16 protein-coding genes are annotated in these 16299 nt (G+C 72.8%); 11 read left to right on the top strand and 5 right to left on the bottom strand.

All coding sequences use genetic code 11. The features are described 5' to 3' along the window. Nucleotides 1-61 precede the first annotated feature (61 nt). The 6 genes from pgeF to FYW95_RS00705 all read left to right on the top strand — a co-directional run bounded on the left by pgeF (nucleotide 62) and on the right by FYW95_RS00705 (nucleotide 5242). Nucleotides 62-781, top strand: coding sequence for a peptidoglycan editing factor PgeF (gene pgeF, locus FYW95_RS00730; protein ID WP_159941171.1), 720 nt, complete (start codon nucleotides 62-64; stop codon nucleotides 779-781). Between the two features lie 176 nt (nucleotides 782-957). Further along, entirely contained in the window at nucleotides 958-1686 is a 729-nt protein-coding gene (locus tag FYW95_RS00725; protein WP_159941169.1) for a YggS family pyridoxal phosphate-dependent enzyme, read from the top strand. A gap of 134 nt (nucleotides 1687-1820) precedes the next feature. Continuing rightward, nucleotides 1821-2348, top strand: coding sequence for a cell division protein SepF (locus FYW95_RS00720; protein WP_159941167.1), 528 nt, complete (start codon nucleotides 1821-1823; stop codon nucleotides 2346-2348). A gap of 39 nt (nucleotides 2349-2387) precedes the next feature. Beyond that, nucleotides 2388-2675: a YggT family protein gene (locus tag FYW95_RS00715; protein WP_159941165.1), complete on the top strand. Its 288-nt coding sequence runs from the start codon at nucleotides 2388-2390 to the stop codon at nucleotides 2673-2675. Nucleotides 2676-2810: 135 nt separating this feature from the next. Continuing rightward, complete coding sequence (locus FYW95_RS00710; RefSeq protein ID WP_160049874.1) at nucleotides 2811-3674, top strand: DivIVA domain-containing protein; 864 nt, start codon at nucleotides 2811-2813, stop codon at nucleotides 3672-3674. Nucleotides 3675-3745: 71 nt separating this feature from the next. After that, nucleotides 3746-5242, top strand: coding sequence for a hypothetical protein (locus tag FYW95_RS00705; RefSeq protein WP_160049873.1), 1497 nt, complete (start codon nucleotides 3746-3748; stop codon nucleotides 5240-5242). 79 nt (nucleotides 5243-5321) lie between these two features. Here FYW95_RS00705 and ileS read toward each other — a convergent pair whose 3' ends face one another. Beyond that, nucleotides 5322-8522 (bottom strand): isoleucine--tRNA ligase, encoded by a 3201-nt coding sequence (gene ileS / locus FYW95_RS00700; protein WP_159941159.1) that lies wholly within the window; start codon nucleotides 8520-8522, stop codon nucleotides 5322-5324. Nucleotides 8523-8883: 361 nt separating this feature from the next. Here ileS and FYW95_RS00695 point away from each other — a divergent pair, with 361 nt between their 5' ends. The 4 genes from FYW95_RS00695 to FYW95_RS00680 all read left to right on the top strand — a co-directional run bounded on the left by FYW95_RS00695 (nucleotide 8884) and on the right by FYW95_RS00680 (nucleotide 11331). Next, nucleotides 8884-9141 (top strand): divalent-cation tolerance protein CutA, encoded by a 258-nt coding sequence (locus FYW95_RS00695; RefSeq protein WP_370463232.1) that lies wholly within the window; start codon nucleotides 8884-8886, stop codon nucleotides 9139-9141. A gap of 233 nt (nucleotides 9142-9374) precedes the next feature. Beyond that, nucleotides 9375-9785, top strand: coding sequence for a TraR/DksA family transcriptional regulator (locus tag FYW95_RS00690; RefSeq protein ID WP_159941155.1), 411 nt, complete (start codon nucleotides 9375-9377; stop codon nucleotides 9783-9785). Continuing rightward, on the top strand, nucleotides 9758-10408 hold the full coding sequence (lspA, locus tag FYW95_RS00685) for a signal peptidase II (protein ID WP_236567646.1): 651 nt from the start codon (nucleotides 9758-9760) through the stop codon (nucleotides 10406-10408). Before FYW95_RS00690 ends, lspA begins: the two co-directional genes overlap by 28 nt. Next, the gene (locus FYW95_RS00680) at nucleotides 10405-11331 is read left to right on the top strand and encodes an RluA family pseudouridine synthase (RefSeq protein ID WP_159941151.1); all 927 of its coding nucleotides are present in this window, start codon (nucleotides 10405-10407) and stop codon (nucleotides 11329-11331) included. Before lspA ends, FYW95_RS00680 begins: the two co-directional genes overlap by 4 nt. A gap of 15 nt (nucleotides 11332-11346) precedes the next feature. On the opposite strand, the gene FYW95_RS00675 is transcribed toward FYW95_RS00680, so the two are convergent. Then, nucleotides 11347-12315: a DMT family transporter gene (locus FYW95_RS00675; RefSeq protein WP_159941149.1), complete on the bottom strand. Its 969-nt coding sequence runs from the start codon at nucleotides 12313-12315 to the stop codon at nucleotides 11347-11349. 73 nt (nucleotides 12316-12388) lie between these two features. Between FYW95_RS00675 and FYW95_RS00670 the strand changes: the two genes are divergently transcribed. Then, a complete protein-coding gene (locus FYW95_RS00670) occupies nucleotides 12389-13297 on the top strand; it encodes a LysR family transcriptional regulator (RefSeq protein WP_159941147.1) in 909 nt (302 codons plus the stop codon). A 34-nt stretch (nucleotides 13298-13331) separates the two neighbouring features. Here the strand turns inward: FYW95_RS00670 and FYW95_RS00665 are convergent, their stop codons facing one another. From FYW95_RS00665 to FYW95_RS00655, 3 genes are all read right to left on the bottom strand, one after another. After that, nucleotides 13332-15017: a thiamine pyrophosphate-dependent enzyme gene (locus FYW95_RS00665; RefSeq protein WP_159941145.1), complete on the bottom strand. Its 1686-nt coding sequence runs from the start codon at nucleotides 15015-15017 to the stop codon at nucleotides 13332-13334. Nucleotides 15018-15257: 240 nt separating this feature from the next. After that, a complete protein-coding gene (locus tag FYW95_RS00660) occupies nucleotides 15258-15575 on the bottom strand; it encodes an AzlD domain-containing protein (RefSeq protein ID WP_159941143.1) in 318 nt (105 codons plus the stop codon). Next, nucleotides 15572-16297 (bottom strand): AzlC family ABC transporter permease, encoded by a 726-nt coding sequence (locus tag FYW95_RS00655; RefSeq protein ID WP_159941141.1) that lies wholly within the window; start codon nucleotides 16295-16297, stop codon nucleotides 15572-15574. Before FYW95_RS00655 ends, FYW95_RS00660 begins: the two co-directional genes overlap by 4 nt. Nucleotides 16298-16299: the final 2 nt, after the last annotated feature.

Here is a 16299-nt window from a genome sequence, read left to right as displayed (position 1 = left end):
CGTCTCCGGGCCGGGGCGGAAACGGCGGACCTCCCCTCGGGAACGGGGAGGACGCGAGCGGATGGGCAACGTCATCGACCTGGGACACGGGATCCGCGCCGCCGTCACCGAGCGGCACGGGGGCGTGAGCGCACCGCCCTACGACTCGCTCAACCTGGGGTTCGGCAGCGGCGACGAGCGCGAGGCGGTGCTCGCCAACCGCACGGCCGCCGCCCGTGACCTGGGCTTCGACGCCGACCGGGTCGTGTGGATGAACCAGGTGCACAGCGCCGACGTCCTCGTGGCCACCGAACCCGGAGGCGTGGGCACCTGCGACGGCGTGGTCACCACCCGACCGGACCTGGTCCTGGCCTCGGTGTCCGCCGACTGCCTGCCGGTGCTGGCCGCCGACGCCGGGGCGGGCGTCCTGGGCGCCGCGCACTCGGGGCGGATCGGCACCGCGCACGGGGTGGCCGCCAACCTAATCGCCACCATGGTCGACCGGGGAGCCCGCGCCGACCGGATCACCGTCCTCCTCGGTCCCTCCATCTGCGGCGGGTGCTACGAGGTGCCTCCCGAGCTGCGGGAGGAGACCGCCCGCCACACCCCCGAGGCGGCCTGCACCACCCGCCGGGGCACCGCCGGGGTGGACATGCGCGCCGCCGTCACCGCACAGCTGCGCCGCGCTGGGGTCTCCGACGTCCGCGCCGACGAACGCTGCACCCTGGAGAGCCCCGAGCTCTTCTCCCACCGCCGGGGCGCGCCCACCGGCAGGTTCGCCTCCTTCCTCTGGCGCGTGTGACTGTCGTACCGGGCCACCAGGATGGTCACCATGAACTCCCAGGAACACCAGATGCTCTGGAGTTTTCGGGGGTCGCATCGGTCTCGTGTGCCCTCGAACTCTCGGCCGAGCCGGAACTTCCAGCCGACCCCGGGCCTTCAGCCAGCAGCAGTGGATCCGTCCCAGAAGGGAACACCGTGACACACGCCGACCCCGCTCGCGTCGAGCAGGTCCGCGCCAACCTCGCCGCCGTGCGCGCCAGGATCGACGCCGCCTGCGCGAAGGCGGGCCGCGACCCCGACGAGGTGTCGCTGATCGCGGTCACCAAGACCTACCCGGCCTCCGATGTGCGGATTCTCGCCTCACTCGGGGTGACCGACGTGGGGGAGAACCGCGACCAGGAGGCCGCGCCCAAGGCGGCCGAGACCGCTGACCTCGGCCTGACCTGGCACTTCGTCGGCCAGTTGCAGACCAACAAGGCCCGGTCGGTGGCTTTCTACGCCGACGTCGTGCACTCGGTGGACCGCGCCAAGCTGGCCCGGGCGCTGGGCGACCGCGCCGCCGCGGCCGACCGCCGCCTGACCTGCCTGGTCCAGGTCAACCTCGACGAGGACTCGCGGGCGGGGGTGATCGGCCCGCGCGGGGGAGTGGACCCCGGGGACGCGCTCGACCTCGCCGCGCGCGTGGAGGAACACGAGGCGCTCACGCTCGGGGGTGTGATGGCGGTCGCCCCGCGCGGGGGCGATCCCCGGGAGGCCTTCGCCCGCCTGCGGGGGGTCGCCAGCCGGATCCGGGATCGCTATCCTCGGGCGACGGCGATCTCCGCCGGGATGAGCGGGGATCTCGAGGCGGCCGTCGAGCGAGGCGCGACACACCTGCGACTCGGTACGGCGTTGCTCGGCAACCGGGAACCGATCGTGGGGTAATGTCCCCACATAGACCTTGGAGCCCGTCTGTGGAGTTCGCCCGAATGAGCGTACACCCCCGATCACGGGACCGGACGGGTCGGTACGGAGGAGTCGGCTGCGGTGAAGGCCGCGGGGACGACGGAGGACATGAGATGGCCGGCGCGATGCGCAAGATGGCGGTCTACCTCGGCCTCGTGGAGGACGACCGTTACGATCACCGCTATGCGGACGAATATGATGAGTTCGATGATTTCGACGAGGGAGCGGACGATCAGCGCGAACGTGACGCTGACGCCCCGTCCGGCGAGGAAGCACGAGGCGACGCAGTGACGGACACCGGCGGCTACCTGGGTGCAGGTGAACGACGCGGTGGCACGACCACGACCGCTTCCACCGCCGACCTCGCACGGATCACCACGCTCCACCCCCGCACCTACAACGAGGCGCGTACCATCGGAGAGCACTTCCGGGAGGGCACGCCGGTGATCATGAACCTGACGGAGATGGTCGACAGTGACGCCAAGCGTCTCGTCGACTTCGCGGCTGGTCTGATCTTCGGTCTGCATGGCAGTATCGAACGCGTCACCAACAAGGTGTTCCTGCTGTCTCCCGCCAACGTCGAGGTAACCGCCGAGGACAAGGCGCGGATCGCCGAGCGAGGGTTCTTCAATCAGAGCTAGAACATCACATTTGTCCAGAGATTGGGTCGGGGAACGACCGTGAGTATCGTCCTGTCCGTGCTGCTCTTCCTGCTGCAGCTGTTTGTCTTCGTGCTGCTGGCGAGGGTGATCCTGGAGATGGTGCAGTCCTTCTCCAGGACGTGGCGCCCCACGGGGTTCGTGCTCGTGCTCGCCGAGATCGTGTACACGATCACCGACCCGCCACTGAGGTTCCTGCGCCGGTTTATCAAGCCGGTACGCCTGGGGAGTATCGCACTCGACCTGAGCGTCCTGGTCCTGTTCATCGGGGTGTACATCCTGATGGCCGTACTCAGGTCCCTTGTCTAGCAGGGAGGTGGAACGAGGGGTGCGGGAACGGCCTCGAATTCCGCTATGTGGTCTTGGTCATGATCTGGATTGCCGTAAGGTCACGATCAGGTAGCGTCCCTACGGACAGACTCCAAGCGCGCCAAGGAGACGAACATGCCGCTGACACCCGCCGATGTGCGGAACAAGCAGTTCAGTACGACCCGGCTTCGACCGGGATACGACGAGGAAGAGGTCGACGCCTTTCTCGACGAGGTCGAGTCCGAACTCGACCGCCTGATCCAGGAGAACGAGGAACTGCGCGGCAAGCTTGCCGAGTGCCTGCGGGGCAAGGTGCCCAACGCCGGTATGCAGGACTTCCAGGATCAGGGCCCCGAGCAGCACGAGCAGATGCGCCCGGAGCCGGTCCAGCCGCCCCAGGCCGCCGAGCCGCAGCCCCCGGTCCAGCAGCAGATGCCGATGACCGGCGCCAACCTGGCCATGGGCGGCGAGGAGAACATGGACACGGCCGCCCGTGTCCTGGCCCTCGCCCAGCAGACCGCCGACCAGGCGATCTCGGACGCCCGCCGCGAGGCCGACGAGACCCTCGGCCGCGCCCGCCACGAGTCCGAGGACATCCTCGGCAAGGCACGCCAGCAGGCCGACCAGATCATCGGTGAGGCCCGCGCCCGTTCGGAGAACCTGGACCGCGACGCCCAGGAGCGCCACCGCCAGGTCATGGGCAGCCTCGTCCAGCAGCGCGAGGAGCTCGAGCACAAGGTCAACGTCCTCAAGGGCTTCGAGCGCGAGTACCGCAGCCGTCTGAAGGACTACTTCGAGCGCCAGCTGCGCGAGCTCAACGAGGAGAGCAAGCCCGCCGAGCCGAACCTGAACACCACGGGGGGCTTCCAGACGATGGCCCCGCAGACCGGTGGGGCGCCCGCGCTCCAGCATGGCCCCGCGGGCAACCCGTTCGGCCAGCCCGAGCCCGCCCAGCACGGTGGGTTCCACCCGGGCGAGGCTCCGCACGAGCGTCGCTGACACCCCGGTGGCATGGTGCTCCGAACAACTGAAGACTCCGGCACAACACGTGTAAAGGCCCTGGTCGTCCCGTGATCCTTAGCATCCTCGCAACCGTGGCGGTGCTGGCGGCCATCGCCGTCATCGCGGCCGCCCTGGTACTGGCCGAGACCGTCCTGGTGTACGTCGCACTCGGACTGGCGGGCCTCAGCGTCCTCCTGCTGTTGGGGGCGCTCGTCCAGGGACGGTTCGGCGGGACAGGACCGGATCGCACCGGGACGGACGGTTTGGGGAAGTCGTCCGTCCGCGCCACGACCGCTCCGGCGGCCGCGGCGACACCAGGCGCACACGTGGAGCCGGAGCACTCCGGGCGCGTACCCGCACCGGCCTCCGGGCCGGTGCGGCGGGTTCCCGCCCCGGAGCACCCGCCCTGGTCGGCTCCGGCCGCGGACGACTCCGGTCCGGGGGAACCGGAGTACGAGGTCCCCCGCTGGGAGACCCCCACGGCCGACGAGTGGCCGGAGGCGGACACCGCGGTACCCGCACCCTCTCCTCCGCGGGAGGAGTCCCGCTGGGAGACCCCCGCCGAGGGCGGCTGGCCGGTTCCGGCCCAGGCCTCCGGGGAAGGGGACGCGGCCGAGGACGCCGGGGAGCGGCCCGAGGCCGCGGATTCCGAGGCGTGGAGCGGCACCGCTTCCGGGGAGGGGCCCGGGAACGGCGGGTGGGACGAGGACCTCCGCGATCCCTCCCTCGGCTCCGTCGACCACCCGGAGGGGTACCGCTCCGAGGAGTACGGCCGCGAACCGGCCGACACCCCCCCGGAGCCGGACGCCCGGGCCGACGCCGAGCCCCCCTTCGCCTACAGCATCCCCGGGCGCTCCGACCCCTCCGGGGACGAGGCGTTCGACTCCGCGGGCGAGGACGCCGCCGACCGGTCCGAGGATCCCGGGCCCGGGGACGACGCGCACTCCGCACAGGAGGAACCCCCCACGGACTGGTCCGAGCCCTTCTCCCACGGCGTTCCGGGCCGCTCGACGGTGTGGGAGGAGAGGCCGGTGGAGGAGGACGTCGCCTCCGAGGACCTGACCGCCGAGGCGGCGGAGGAACCGGAACCCGGGCGCGTCGAGGCGGCGGGGCACGCCGACGAGCCCGCCGGAGAGACGAACCCCTGCGCGACCTGGGACGACGCCGAGGACGCGGTTCCCGAGGACACGGCTTCCGGGAGCGCGTTCTCCGCTGACGCCTCCTCCGAGGGCACGAGTCCTGCGGACGAGGAGTACGGGGGCGCGGAGCGGGAGGACGCGGAGACGACCGGGGCCTTCGCCTACCGGGTTCCCGGACGCCGGGAAGTCCCGGCCGAGGACGATGATGAGGGCGATCCGGAGGAGACGGCGACCCTCACCCGCCGGCGCTCGTGGGGCCCCGGGGCGGACCACGGGCCGGAGGGGGAGGCCGACGAGGAGGCGGACCCCGAGGACACCGCGGTGATCGTCCGCCGGGAGCGCGAGGTTCCCGAGACGCCGGACGACGCGGTCGGGGAGGGGCGGGACCCGGCGGCGGACGGGCGCGACGAGGCCGCGCAACGCTGACGGCCCCGTCCGGGCACCCCGCACAGCGGCGGGCGCCGCTCCCGAGGGAGCGGCGCCCGCCGTCGTGCGTCCGGCCCGGTCAGGCCTTGCGGAACCCGAAGGCCACACCGAACTCCTCGGAGGAGACGGTGTGCAGGTCCCGGCCGATGCTCCCGGAGACGAAGGTGTCGGCGAGCACCTCGGCGGCGATGGCCGTGCCGTGCTCGGCCAGCGCCAGCTCGGTCACCTCGTCGGTGGCCGACCACCACACCTCGATGCGGTCCGACACCTCCAGGCCGCTCCTCTTGCGGGCGTCCTGGATCATCCGGACCATCTCGCGGGCCACACCGGCCCGGCGCAGTTCGGGGGTCAGCTCCAGGTCCAGGGCCACCGTCTCCCCGGACTCCGAGGCCACCGCCCAGCCCTCGCGGGGCTGCTCGGTGACCAGGAGCTCGTCGGAGCTGACTTCGACCGGCTCGTCCTCGACCGTCACCCGCGCCCAGCCGGTCTCCCGCACCTGCTCGACCAGCGCGGCCGGGTCGGCGGCCTGGACGGCCTTGGCCACCAGGGGCGTGCGCTTGGCGAAGCGCTTGCCCAGCGCCCGGAAGTTCGGCTTCACGGTGTAGTCCACCAGGTCGCCGCCCACCGAGGACAGCGACTCCAGGGAGGCCACGTTCAGCTCTTCGGCGATCTGGGCGCGCAGCTGCTCGGGCAGGTCCGCGAAGCCCCGGGCGCCCACCAGGGCGCGGGCCAGGGGCTGGCGGGTGCGCACCGCCGACTCCACGCGGGCCGAGCGGCCCAGCTCCACCAGGCGGCGGGTCAGCGCCATGTTCCGGGACAGCTCCGGGTCGATGAGGTCCTCGCGCACCGTCGGCCACGAGGCCAGATGCACCGAGTCCGCGGCGTCCGGGCGGCGCAGGGCCGACCACACGTGCTCGGTCAGGAACGGCACGATCGGGGCCATGAGCAGCGTGACCGTCTCCAGGGCCTCGAAGAGCGTGGCGAAGGCCGCCGCGCCCTCGGGGGTGTCCGCCCCGCCCCAGAAGCGGCGGCGCGAACGCCGCACGTACCAGTTGGACACGTCGTCGACGAACGCGGTCAGGCGGCGCCCGGCCGTGGTGGTGTCGAAGGAGTCCAGCGCCTCCGTGACGTCGCGGACGACCTCGTTCAGCTCCGAGAGCAGCCACCGGTCCAGCAGCGGCCGGTCCCGCGGGGCGGGCGCGTCCGCCAGCCTGGAGTGGTCCCAGCCCTCACCGGCGTTCGCGTACAGGGTCAGGAAGGACACGGTGCTGTAGTAGGTGAGCAGCACCTTGCGGACGATCTCCTCCAGGGCGGCGTGGCCCACCCGGCGGGCCGTCCAGGGGGAGCCGCTGGCCAGCATGAACCAGCGCAGGGCGTCGGCGCCGTGCCGGTCCATCACCGGGATGGGCTCCATGACGTTGCCCAGGTGCTTGCTCATCTTGCGGCCGTCCTCGGCGAGGATGTGGCCCAGCACGACCACGTTCTCGAACGAGTTGCGGCCGAACACCAGGGTGCTCACCGCCAGCAGCGAGTAGAACCAGCCGCGGGTCTGGTCGATGGCCTCGGAGATGTACTGCGCCGGGAAGTTGTCCCGGAAGGTCTGCTCGTCGCGGTGCGGGGCGCCCCACTGCGCGAAGGGCATGGAACCGGAGTCGAACCAGGCGTCGATCACCTCGGGCACCCGGCGCGCCACCCGCTGCTCCTCCGGCAGGGAGGGGTCGGCGTCCGGGTCGGGGATGACGATGTCGTCCACGTGGGGCCGGTGCGGGTCCAGGTTGGACAGGTCCTGGCCGCTCAGGCGGCCCAGCTCCTCCAGGGAGCCCACGCAGATCTGGCGGCCGTCGGGGAACTCCCAGATCGGCAGCGGGGTGCCCCAGTAGCGGTTGCGCGACAGGGCCCAGTCGACGTTGCCCCGCAGCCACTCCCCGAAACGGCCCTCCTTGACGTTCTCCGGCACCCAGTTGGTGGCCTGGTTCTGCTCGATGAGCTCGTCCTTGACCGCGGTGGTGCGGATGTACCAGGACGGGACCGCGTAGTACAGCAGCGCCGTGTGGCAGCGCCAGCAGTGCGGGTAGGAGTGCTCGTAGCTGACGTGGCGGAAGAGCAGGCCGCGGTCCTTCAGGTCGCGCACCAGCGTCTTGTCGGCCTCCTTGAAGAACACCCCGCCCACCAGGGACAGCTCGGCCTCGAAGGTGCCGTCCGGGCGGACCGGGTTGACCACGGGCAGGCCGTAGGCGCGGCCCACGAGCATGTCGTCGGCACCGAAGGCGGGCGCCTGGTGGACCAGACCGGTGCCGTCCTCGACGGTGACGTAGTCGGCGAGCACGATGTAGTGCGCGGGCTCCTCGAAGGGCACCAGGCCGAAGGGGCGCTCGTAGGTCCAGCGCTCCATCTCGTCGCCCTCGAAGCTCTCGCCGGTGAGCTCCCAGCCCTCGCCGAGCACCTTCTCGAAGAGCGGGCGGGCCACCAGGAGGCGCTCCTGGCCGTCGGTGGCCACCACGTACTCCACGTCCGGGTGCACGGCCACGGCCGTGTTGGACACCAGGGTCCACGGGGTGGTGGTCCACACCAGCAGCGAGGTGGGGTGGTCCGGGGAGGCCAGCGGACCGGAGGTCACCGGGAAGCGCACGTACACCGACGGGTCGGTGACGGTCTCGTAGCCCTGGGCCAGCTCGTGGTCGGAGAGCGTGGTGCCGCAGCGCGGGCAGTAGGGGCTGATCCGGTAGTCGCGGACCAGCAGGCCCTTGTCCCAGATCTGCTTGAGCGCCCACCAGACCGACTCCACGTACTGGGGGTCCATGGTGCGGTAGGCGTCGTCCATGTTCACCCAGTAGCCCATGCGCTCGGTCATGGCGGTGAAGGCGTCCACGTTGCGCAGGACGGACTCGCGGCAGCGCTCGTTGAACTCGGCGATGCCGAAGGCCTCGATGTCCTTCTTGCCCGACAGGCCGAGCTCCTTCTCCACGGCCACCTCGACGGGCAGGCCGTGGCAGTCCCAGCCCGCCTTGCGGTCCACGTGGTAGCCGCGCATGGTCCGGAAGCGCGGGAAGACGTCCTTGAACGCGCGGGCCTCGACGTGGTGCACGCCGGGCTGGCCGTTGGCGGTGGGCGGTCCCTCGTAGAAGACCCAGTTGGGGCCGCCGCGGGTCTGGTCGAGCGAGCGCTGGAAGACGTCCTCCTTCGACCAGCGGCCGAGGATCTCGCGCTCCATGGCGGGCAGGTCGATCTGCGCGGGCAGCTGGGGCAGCGCGCGGGAGTCGGGCCGGGGGTCGTTGGCCACCGTCGTACCTTTCCATCAGGTGTCGTCCTGACGGAGGGACGAGGCGTGCGGCCCCGCGGTACCACCCTCCTTGGACCGCGGCCGTGCCGCTGGGCGGCGGGCGGCGGATCCCTCTTCGTTGCGCTTGCCGGTTCTACTGGGGCGCGCTGGACGGGCGCCTGTTCTTCCGGCGGCTCCGGGGTGATCTTCGCGCTGGTCGTGCCCCCGGGCTCCCACCGCCCCCGGGTCGCTTGGCCGGACCAGGCCCTAAGCTGTGTCCGTCCGGTCGGGGCCAGCGTTACTCGTCCCCATCGACACCTGCAGTCAGGATAACGCAGCGGGGAGGGCCCGTTGCGCGATGTGTGAAGAGGTTGCCGTCGTGGTGAGCGAGTCCGGGGGTGTGGTCCTGGTGACCCTGCCCGATCGCGAGGACGCCGAGGAGTTGGCCGAACAGCTCCTGGAACAGGGGTACGAGCCCTGCCGGGTGCACCGGGACATGCTCGCGGGCGAGGACGACGCCGAGGACGTGGACTGGGTGATCGAGGTGGGCACCGGGCCGCACGGCGGTCCGGCGGTGTTCGACGAACCCCACCTGGCGGCGCTGGCCGAGGACTACGGGGGCTTCGCGGCGGCGGGCTGACGCGCTCCGCCGGGTTCCCCGCGCGCGACGCGAGAGCGTAAGGGGGCCGGGCCGTCGCGGGCTCCGGGCGGCGGCACCCCGCCCGGGGGAGGTGCGCCCCCGCCGCGGCCCGGATCGTTGCCTTGGACCGGCGGATTGCCTAGGCTTCCGGCACCACTGGCGGTACCGCCCACGGGGAGAGCCCGCGGCCCGGCGGGTTCGGGGCGGGTACCGGACCGTCTGGAGGAATTGCGATGAAGGCCACCGACGCCGCCCGACTGCCGGTCCTGCCGGGGGAGGAGCCCTGGACGGCGGAGGAGATCACCGAGGTCCGGGAGCGGCTGGAGGCGGACATCACCGCCGCGCGGCGGGAGCTGCGGGAGGTCGAGGCCGAGTTCGCGGCGCTGCTGGAGGACCCCGTGGAGGGGGCGGGGGACGACCCCGCCGACGTCGGGGCCAAGGCCTTCCAGCGCGAACACGATCTGGCGTTGGCCTACAATACTCGTGACCTGCTCTCCACGAGCGAGCGGGCGATCGAACGGATGGACGCGGGAACCTACGGGGTTTGTGAGTCATGTGGCCAGGCCGTCGGAAAGGCACGTCTACAGGCCTTTCCGCGCGCCACCCTGTGCGTCACCTGCAAACAGCGCGAGGAGCGCCGCTGACTGAGGTAGAGCCCTCCGGGGACCACAACACGACCAGGACCGACGACACCGGTGCCCGCCCGCGCAGGTATCCGCTGCTGCTGCTCGTCGCGCTCGTCGCGATCGGCGCCGACCTGTTCACCAAGGAGTGGGTGCTGTCGGTCTTCTCCGAGGGCGAGAGGCTCGACGTCCTCGGCAGCCTTGTCCAGTTCACCCTGGTGTTCAACACCGGCGCGGCCTTCTCGATGGGCACCGACTTCACCTGGGTGTTCACCTGCATCGCCAGCGTCGTGGTGATCGCGATCGGTTACATGGGGCTGCGCGTGCGCAGCGTCTGGTGGGCGGTGACCCTGGGCCTGATGATGGGCGGGGCCGCCGGGAACCTGGTGGACCGGATCTTCCGCGACCCCGCCCCCTTCCACGGCGCGGTCGTCGACTTCATCAGCGTGGGGGACTTCCCGGTCTTCAACCTCGCCGACTCCTGCGTGGTCGTCGGCGCGTGCCTGGTGGTGGCGCTGACCTTCAGGGGGCTCAACCTGGACGGCAGCGTCGTCGCCGACGAGCGGCGCGGCGGTACGACCGCGGAGGAGCCCGGCGACGGGGGACCCGCGGAGGACGACACGAACGAGGGGAGGGACCAGTGAGCGACACCCGTAGCCTGCCCGTGCCCGACGGGTTGGAGGGCGACCGGCTCGACTCGGCCATCGCCCGCATGTTCGGCCTGTCCCGCACCCGGGCCGCCGAGCTCATCGTGGACGGCAGCGTGCTCGTCGACGGCAGCGAGGCGGGCAAGTCCGACCGCGTCCGCGCGGGGGCCTGGCTGGACATCACCCTCCCGCCGCCGCCCACCGCGCCCGTGCCGCGTCCCGAGCCGGTGCCCGGTATGCGGATCGTGCACGAGGACGCCGACATCATCGTGGTGGACAAGCCGGTCGGCGTGGTCGCCCACCCCACGGTCGGCTGGACCGGCCCCAGCGTCCTGGAGGGCCTGCTGGCCTCCGGGATCCAGGTGGCCACCAGCGGTGCGGCCGAACGGCAGGGCATCGTGCACCGGCTGGACGCCAACACCACCGGACTGATGGTGGTCGCCAAGAGCGAGACCGCCTACAGCGTGCTCAAGCGCGCGTTCAAGGAACGCACGGTGGACAAGCGCTACCACACGCTCGTCCAGGGCCACCCGGACCCGCTGCGGGGCACCGTGGACGCGCCGATCGACCGGCACCCGGCCGGTGACGGGCGCTGGGCGGTGGTCGCGGGCGGGCGCCCCTCGGTGACGCACTACGACACCCAGGAGGCCTTCCGCGCCGCCAGCCTGCTGGAGATCAAGCTGGAGACGGGCCGCACCCACCAGATCCGGGTGCACATGGCCGCGCTGCGCCACCCGTGCGTGGGGGACACGCTCTACGGGGCCGACCCGACGCTGGCCGAGCGGCTGGGCGTGCGCCGCCAGTGGCTGCACGCCGTGCGGCTGGGCTTCGACCACCCCACCGAGCACCGCCCGGTGGAGTTCTCCAGTCCCTACCCCGACGACCTGGCCGCCGCGATCGAGATCCTGCGCGAGGACTGACCGGACCCCGGTGGCTCACCGTCCGCGCGAGGGCGGCACCACGTACCGGGTGCGCACGACCCCCTGGCACAGGGCGGCGCCCAGGATGATGACCGCCGCGCCCAGCGGCTGGTTCCAGGCCAGGGTCTCGCCCAGCAGCACGATTCCGGCGGTGATCGCCACCACGGGGGCCACGTAGGTGACCGTGGTGGCCACGGTCGCCCCGGCCTCGCGCACGATCGCGTACTGCAGGACGTAGGCGAAGCCGGTGCCGAGGACCCCCAGGAGGCTCACCGAGGCCACCACCTGCCAGGTCAGTCCCGTGGGCGCCCCGGTCGCCAGCGGGACCAGCACCACCAGCGGCAGCGCCCCCAGCAGCAGTTGCAGGGTGCTCAGCTCCAGGGCGCCGTGGGAGCTGCCCGCCACGAAACGGCGCAGGTAGGGGGTGCCGATCCCGTAGCACATGGTGGCCCCCACCACGAAGAGCATGCCCAGGACGGCGTCGCGGTCGGTGACGGCCACCTCGCCGAGGGAGTTCCACACCCCGAACACGGTGAGAACGCCCAGGAAGCCGACGCCCAGCCCCAGCACCCGGTCGCGGTCGGGGCGCTCGTCGGAGAGCAGCAGCATCGAGAACACCACCCCGAACAGCGGGGTGGAGGCGTTCACGATCCCCATGAGGGAGGAGGGGATCAGCTGGGCGGCGTACCCGAACAGGGTGAAGGGGACCGTGTTGAGCAGCAGCGCCGCCACGAACATGTGGCCCCACAGGCGCGGCGAGGTCGGCAGGCGGCCGCCCCGCGCCAGCAGGATCGCCAGGAGCGGCAGGGCTCCGGTGACCATGCGCCCGAGGGAGAGCTGCATCGGGGAGAGCGCCTCGGACCCCACCTTGATGAACAGGAAGCTCATCCCCCAGATCAGGGCGAGCAGGACGAACTTGGCGCGCCAGCCGGACAGCCGGCGCCGGCCGGCGGACCTCGCGGACACAGCGGAGAGAACGGACATGGGATGTTTCTATCGCCCGTCCGGGTCTTAGGTCTACTTCGTATTGCTTAAGCGGGGCGTTAGGGTTGCTTACATGCTCAGTGTCGACCGCCTCCGAGTCCTCCACACCATCGCGGCGCACGGCTCCCTCAGCGCCGCCGCGGAGGCCCTCCACGTCACCAACTCCGCCGTCTCCCAGCAGCTCGCCAAACTCGAACGCGAGGTCGGCCAGCCCCTCGTCGAACGCAACGGCCGGGGCGTGCGCCTGACCGACGCGGCCGAACTGCTGGTCGAGCACACCGCCAAGATCCTGTCCATGGTCCACCGCGCCGAGGCCGACCTGGAGGCGCACCGCGACGACGTCACCGGACACCTGCGCCTGACCGCCACCCCCACCGCGGTGCGCGGCCTCCTGCCCCACGCGCTCGCCTCCCTGCGCGAGACCCACCCCGGGCTGCGGGTGGAGCTGCACGAGGAGGAACCGCACGAGAGCGTGCCCGCCATGGCCCGCGGTGACGCGGACCTGGCCATGGTCATCGACTGGGTCGGCGCGCCGCTGAGCCTGCCCCGCAGCATGACCCGGGCCCCGCTCACGGAGGACATCGGCGACATCGCCCTGCCCGCCGACCACCCCCTGGCCCACCGCGAGATCCTCGAACCCGAGGAGATCCTCGACCTGCCCTGGATCAGCTGGTCGCGCGGGTCCACCTGCGACGACTGGCTGCACAACATGATCCGCGAGCGCGGCGGCGAACCCCGCATCATCCACAACGTGGAGGAGCACCAGACCAAGCTGGCGCTCATCGCCGCCGGAATCGGCGCCGCCGTCATGCCCCGGCTGGGCCGCGGCCCCCTGCCGGAGGGCGTACGGGTGGTTCCGGTGCAGCCCGCCCTGGTCCGCCAGGTGTACGTGTTCTGGCGGACCGACGCCTCCCGGCGCCCGGCGATCCGCGCCACCGTCCGCGCCCTGCGCGAGGCGGCCGCCGCTTACAACGGCGGTTGAGGCGGGGGCGGACCGCCGCGCGGGCGGGCCGGGCTCAGTCCCGTCCGCCGAGAAGGCCGGACAGCGTGGCCGCCGGGCTGATCACCTCCGGGTCCGTGCGCACGTCGACCAGGGTGGGCAGATCGGCGGCCACCGCCTCGGCCAGGGCCTTCTCCAGTTCCTCCCGGCTGTGCGCCGTCGCGCCCCGCGCCCCCAGCGAGCGGGCGAACCCGGCCAGGTCCAGCGGCCCGCTGATCCGGGTGCCCGCGATCCGGCCCATCTCCCGGGCCTGGTGCATCGCGATCGTGCCGTAGAGGCCGTTCTGGAACACCACCACGGTGACCGGGGCCTTCTCCCGCACCGCCGTCTCCAGCTCCTGCCCGGTCATCAGGGCGCCGCCGTCCCCGGCCACGGCCACCACCGTCCGGTGCGGTTCGGCGATCTTGGCCGCCACTGCGGCGGGTACGGCGTAGCCCATGGCCCCGCTGGTCGGCGCCAGCTGGGTGCGGGGGTGCCGGAACCACCAGCCCCGGTGCAGGAAGGAGGCGAAGTTGCCCGCGTCGTTGGTGATCAGCGCGTCCTCGGGCAGGGCCGCCCGCATCCCGGCCACCACCGCCCACGGGTGCAGCCGGGGACCGCCGTGCCCGGCGCCCTCGGGCGGCACGGTGGCGGTCTCCACCCACACCCGGCGGGCCGAGCTCCAGTCCCGGTAGGGCGCCTGCACCGGAGCGTCGGCCAGCGCGCGCAGGGCCTCGCGCGCGTCGGCGACCGCGCCGAACCACAGAGGGGTGGTGGCGCCCACCTGTCCGGGGTCGATGTCGATCTGCGCGACCCGGACGTGGCCGCCGGGCTCGGGCAGCCGGTACCCCTGCGTGGTGGTCTCGCTCATCCGGCACCCGACGACCAGGACCGCGTCGGCCTCAGCCAGGGCGTTCAGGACCGGTGCCGGGCAGCCCAGTCCCAGGTGGCCGAGGTAGAGCGGGTGGTCGTTGGGGAACACGTCCTGGCGCCGCCAGGCGGCGTAGACCCCGGCGTGGAAGCGCTCGGCGACCCGGACGAGGTCCTCCCGAGCCCCGCGGGCGCCGCCGCCCGCCACGATCACCGGGCGCACGGCCCTGGCCAGCCAGGTGGCCAGGCGGTCGCGGTCCTCCCCGCCGAGTACGGGCCGGGGGACCACGGGCGGCTCCGGCGGGTCCTGCGGCCCGATCCGCTGGCCGAACAGGTCGCCGGGCACCGCGACGGCCACCGGCCCGGGGCGCCCGGTCGTGGCCACCCGGACAGCCCGGGCGGTGGTCTCCGCGAGCCGGTCGGCGCGGTGTACGGTCGTGCACCACTTGGTGATGGGGGCGTAGAACGCGGTGAGGTCCACCTCCTGGAACGCCTCCCGGCCCAGCCTCTCGGTCTCCGCCTGGCCCAGGAACACGATCATCGGGGTCGAGTCCTGCATGGCGGTGTGCACGCCCACCGCCAGGTTGGCGGCCCCCGGCCCCCGGGTGGCCGCGGCCACCGCGGGGACCCCGGTGAGCTTGGCCTCGGCCTCGGCCATGAACCCGGCGCCGTTCTCGTGCCGGGTGGAGACCAGCCGCATGCGGGGGTGCTGGTCGACGGCGTCGGCGAGTTCCAGGAAGCTCTCGCCGGGGACGGTGTAACACCGTCTGATCCCGGCGGCGGCCAGGACCTCCGCCACCGCCCGTGCGGCGGTGTCGGCGGGCGGTCGGGGGCGCGGAGCGGCTGTGGTCATGGGGGTGGAGTCCCTTCCCTCGTCGCAAGGTCCACTGGGCGTACCCGCGGCAGTGCGTCGTGTGCGCTGCGTACGGGCACGTGCGGCCGACTCTGACAGGCCGTACCAGGCCGGTCAAGGACGGGGCCGCCAGCCTGTGGGCGACCCGGCCGCGGGTGGCATCCGAGGTGAACGGTGGGGCCCACGGGGCGGGCGGCGCCGCCCGCCCCGTGGGCCCGCGCCCCCGCCGCCGAGTCGGCGTCAGCCCGCCCCCAGGGCGCGCAGGCCCGCCGTGGTGGCCGCGGCGACCACGACCACGACCAGGAAGGGCGCGCGCAGGACCAGGGCGAGGACCGCCGCGCCCAGACCGCCCATCCGCGCGGTGTCCCAGCTCAGGGGCTGCCCCTCGCCGCGCAGCGCCTCCACGGCGATGAGCGCGGCCAGCAGGGCGACGGGCACTGCGGTGGCGAAACGGCGCAGCCACGGGCTGTCCAGCAGGCGCCGGGGCGCGGCCAGACCCGCGTACTTGAGCAGGTAGCAGCCCGCGGCGGTGGCCGCGAGCGCGATCCACAGGGTCACGAGAGCGCCTCCTCGGATCTGGCCGGGGCGGGGGCGGTTCCCGCGTCGCGGTCGGGGCCGACCAGGGCGAGCAGGGCGGCGGAGGCGGCCAGCAGCACCGGCACGCCCGCGGGAACGAACGGGGTGGCCGCCAGGGCGGTTCCGGCGCCGAGGAGTGCGATCAGCCTGGTGCGGCCGCCGTCCCCTCGCAGGCGCGGCCACAGCAGTGCCAGGAAGATCGCCGGGCCGACGGCGTCCAGGCCGAACGCGTCGAGGTCGCCGACCCGCTCGGTGGCCAGGGCGCCGAGCAGGGTCGTGGCCACCCAGAAGCCGCCCAGCACCACGGCGGTCGCCACGAACGCGGTACGCGCGGAGGCCCGGTCCGGCTGGGCCAGCGTCACGGCCGTGGTCTCGTCGATCACGCCGTGCGCGGCCAGGGCCCGCCGCGCGCCGCGCCAGCCCAGCAGGTCCGCCAGCCGCAGCCCGTACAGCGTGTTCCGGGCGCCCAGGAGCAGCGCCCCCAGGGCCCCGGCGACCAGGCTGCCGCCGCCGGAGACCACCCCGACCAGGGCGAACTGCGAGGCCCCGGTGAACATGAACAGGCTCAGGAACACGGCCTGGGCCGGGGACAGCCCGGCGGCCACGGCCGTGGTGCCGAAGGCCAGCCCGGCCGCGCCCACGGCGACGCCGATGCCGGTGCTGTCGCGCACGGCGGGCGAACGGAGGAGAGACAGGGATTTCACCC

It is taken from the genome of Nocardiopsis sp. FR4, from assembly GCF_009830945.1.
Lineage (GTDB): Bacteria > Actinomycetota > Actinomycetes > Streptosporangiales > Streptosporangiaceae > Nocardiopsis.
Note: the sequence above shows the minus strand (reverse complement) of the source record. Positions and strands in the feature narration are given on the sequence as shown.

Coding starts and splice junctions, on each gene's coding strand:
- pgeF (WP_159941171.1), top strand. CDS start 62: ATGGGCAACGTCATCGACCTGGGACACGGGATCCGCGCCGCCGTCACC.
- FYW95_RS00720 (WP_159941167.1), top strand. CDS start 1,821: ATGGCCGGCGCGATGCGCAAGATGGCGGTCTACCTCGGCCTCGTGGAG.
- FYW95_RS00710 (WP_160049874.1), top strand. CDS start 2,811: ATGCCGCTGACACCCGCCGATGTGCGGAACAAGCAGTTCAGTACGACC.
- FYW95_RS00690 (WP_159941155.1), top strand. CDS start 9,375: ATGAAGGCCACCGACGCCGCCCGACTGCCGGTCCTGCCGGGGGAGGAG.
- FYW95_RS00675 (WP_159941149.1), bottom strand. CDS start 12,315: ATGTCCGTTCTCTCCGCTGTGTCCGCGAGGTCCGCCGGCCGGCGCCGG.
- FYW95_RS00670 (WP_159941147.1), top strand. CDS start 12,389: ATGCTCAGTGTCGACCGCCTCCGAGTCCTCCACACCATCGCGGCGCAC.
- FYW95_RS00665 (WP_159941145.1), bottom strand. CDS start 15,017: ATGACCACAGCCGCTCCGCGCCCCCGACCGCCCGCCGACACCGCCGCA.